The sequence below is a fragment of the Aliivibrio kagoshimensis genome, from assembly GCF_050337105.1.
In the GTDB taxonomy this organism is placed as follows: domain Bacteria; phylum Pseudomonadota; class Gammaproteobacteria; order Enterobacterales; family Vibrionaceae; genus Aliivibrio_A; species Aliivibrio_A kagoshimensis.
This window is the reverse complement of the sequence record NZ_JAKJSQ010000142.1, coordinates 1-2,221: the sequence shown is the minus strand read 5'-3', so window position 1 is coordinate 2,221 and position 2,221 is coordinate 1. Positions and strand designations below refer to the sequence as shown.

The following is a 2,221-nucleotide window of genomic DNA, read 5'->3' as shown; positions in this document are numbered from 1 at the left end:
ACACATAAGCATTCATATATTAAATGTATTTAACTGAACTTAATAGGCAAAATCTGAGTTTTCATTAATCAAGAAAGGGATAATACATTGGAAGCAGTATGGGAATTACTAATTAAATATATATCAATGCAGCGCAAAGTATGGTTATAGCATTAATTTCTTATGAGTTCATTTGAATATGACATTTTTATGTCAAAATGATGACGGTCAATTAATTGACTGTTCAGGTTTTTCCAAAAAAGGAATTGAAGATGACTATTAGGAAAATGATACTAGCCACAGTACTGGCTGTTTCAGTGAGTAGCGCATTTGCTGTGGTGCCAAACAAAATAAATATTCAAGAAAAATGGGCATGGTCGGGAAGTGAATATATGCCCGAGTATAAACATGCAATGTCAACTCCAGTTGTGATGCAGTTAAACGATGATAATGGTGATGGTTATATAAATGGAAATGATGTAGCTGACATTGTATTTAGTTCGTTCAAAGATAACCAATATAATCGTCCCGGTGTGATCCGAGCCTTAAGTGGTATTGATGGTAAAGAGCTTTGGGATTATTCCAGGGGGCCTGCATGGTCAGCACCAAAATCAAGTCTAGCAGCTGCAGATTTTGATCGAGACGGACACGTAGAGATTGTGTCGATCAATTATAATGATTCTAATATCTACGTATATGATAATAGAGGGTATCTAGATAGGACGATTAACAGCGGTAAACATTGGGGTTTACATCCAACGATTGCTGATTTAAATAGAGATGGTGCGCCTGAGATAGTGTTGGGAAGCTCGGTTGTTAATTATCAGTATGGTTATCAATTTCCTGTTGAACGAGGCTATGCTCCTATCGTCTTTGATCATGATTTAAACGGTCGACAGGAGATCCTTACTAAAGGTGTGTTATACGATGCAGATGGACGAGAAATTTGGCGCTTAGATCAAAGTAAAGGCGACTATTGGTTCTCATCGGTCGCGAATTTTGATAGCGATATTTATCCAGAAATCGTAGTAGGGATCCCAGGACCAACAAATGGTGTTGGGCTCATTAGCCTCGTTGAACATAATGGTAATGTTAAATGGGGACCAATTGCAGTTCCGGGTGGACGTGGTGGAAGCCAGTCGATTGCTGATTTTAATGGTGATGGTAGAGCTGAAATTGCAGTAGCAGGTTACAAGTATTTGACCATTATCTCTGCTAATGGAAGTGTTAAGTGGTCAAAGCCTATTACTGATCTAAGCAGTGGAACTGTTGGCGTGAACTCATTTGATTTTAACAGAAATGGACGTTCTGAAATAGTTATTCAAGATGAAGTCACAATAAGAATCTTTGATGGTATAAGTGGAGAAGAGCTTGTCAATATACCGAATAGCTCTGGAACACTTTATGAATACCCTCTTATTGTTGATTTAGATGGCAATAAGAGTGGAGATTTGATCGTTACAGCCAACAATTATTCTCAGGGTGATTTTAATGGTATTCGCGTATTTGATGGCGGGGATCAACCGTGGGGAGAAGCGGTACGAATTTGGAATCAGCATTCATTTCATCAAAGTAATATAAATGATGATGGCACGATTCCACAGACAGAAGTACCAAGTTGGCTAGCAAATAACAGCTATCGTTCAGCAACATTATTAACTGAAGACGATGACGATGACGATGATGACGACGATGACGATGATGACGATGATGACGACGATGATGACGACGATGATGACGACGATGATGACGATGATGACGATGATGACGATGACGACGATGATTAATAGTTAGAGTGCAATATGCCTGTTCTGAATTAGATATTAGAGCCAGCTTTTTAGTTGGCTCTATTTGTATATAGAGTTATGAATGCGTGTTAAGAAGAGACTGGTTAAGTAAGATGTAACTATTAAAACTAATATTATGATAATAGAGTATTTAAATGAAAATAATAGATCTGGAGTTAAGTAGTAACAATAGAAAGAATGTGTTAGCCACATGAATAAAGAGTGGGCTCCAAGGTGTGTAATAACTTTCATGAAGATTACAGATTTAGGCTTTAACTCTAGTAGAAAGAATGCAAACAATGGAGTTGAGATAATCAAACCTGTAATTGAAAGCTTCATGAATAATAGTGCGATTGTCGGAGGAATGAGTAATAACAGTAACCATTTGTATTTATTTGTTAACATATCGATTTTTGATATTACCTTACTATCTCTGTAAGTGGCCAATAAATATC

The 2,221-nt window shown here is 37.1% G+C and carries 1 protein-coding gene; it reads left to right on the top strand.

Features of this window, described 5'->3' with window-relative positions:
* Nucleotides 1-251: 251 nt before the first annotated feature.
* The gene (locus tag L4C32_RS20505) at nt 252-1,766 is read left to right on the top strand and encodes an FG-GAP repeat domain-containing protein (protein ID WP_428198746.1); all 1,515 of its coding nucleotides are present in this window, start codon (nt 252-254) and stop codon (nt 1,764-1,766) included.
* Nucleotides 1,767-2,221 lie beyond the last annotated feature (455 nt).

What these genes read in the sequence shown, in the direction of transcription:
- L4C32_RS20505 (WP_428198746.1), top strand. Translation starts at nt 252, where the DNA reads ATGACTATTAGGAAAATGATACTAGCCACAGTACTGGCTGTTTCAGTG.